The 556-nt window shown below is 59.5% G+C and carries 1 protein-coding gene and 1 pseudogene; one reads left to right on the top strand and one right to left on the bottom strand.

From position 1 onward, the window contains the following. The coding region (locus LDQ05_RS19650; protein ID WP_226438627.1) for a hypothetical protein at positions 1-349 on the top strand (349 nt) is incomplete at its 5' end. A gap of 18 nt (positions 350-367) precedes the next feature. Here the strand turns inward: LDQ05_RS19650 and LDQ05_RS19645 are convergent. Further along, positions 368-556: pseudogene (locus LDQ05_RS19645) on the bottom strand (DUF3558 domain-containing protein); the annotation flags it as partial.

Raw genomic sequence — 556 nt, 5'->3', positions numbered from 1 at the left:
ACCGGTCACCCTCCGCGCTCCGGAGACGCCGAACGAACTCGAACTCCTCACCGAGGAACGCCTCACCTCCACCCTTGATCGCGTCACGCAACTGACTGTAAGCCTCGATGAACTGCCCGAAACGCTCGTGCGCTGCCGCGGGATGACCTATCGCCTTACGCCCGAACCCCGCAGCGAGCTGCCTGGCCGACTCGAAGTCCCCGAATCCCTTCGGATCGGCAAGGTAGCGTGTCTTTTTCCGGGCCGCTTCCAGTTCCGTAATGATCTCATTGCAGATTCCGACGAGTTCCTCGATCGCAGCCGGATCGAGCTTGACGAAATCACCCAACGTACAGCCCCCTTCCGATGATGTGCCTCGAACGCGGAATCAGGGTTCCAGGAACGGCTCCAGTGTGGCGATGAGTTCTTCGACGCCGATGCACCACTCGTCGACGGGAAGCGGCTTTTTGGAATAGGTCGTCGTCGAATACAAATAGTGCACTGTCCCGAAGTCCGTGGACAACACATAGGTGCATTCGCCTTCGAACGCCTCGTTGATCTCGATGACCCCCGGCCT

The organism is Rhodococcus yananensis, assembly GCF_020515525.1.
GTDB classification, from domain to species: domain Bacteria; phylum Actinomycetota; class Actinomycetes; order Mycobacteriales; family Mycobacteriaceae; genus Rhodococcus; species Rhodococcus yananensis.
This window is presented reverse-complemented; position numbering and strand designations above follow the sequence as displayed.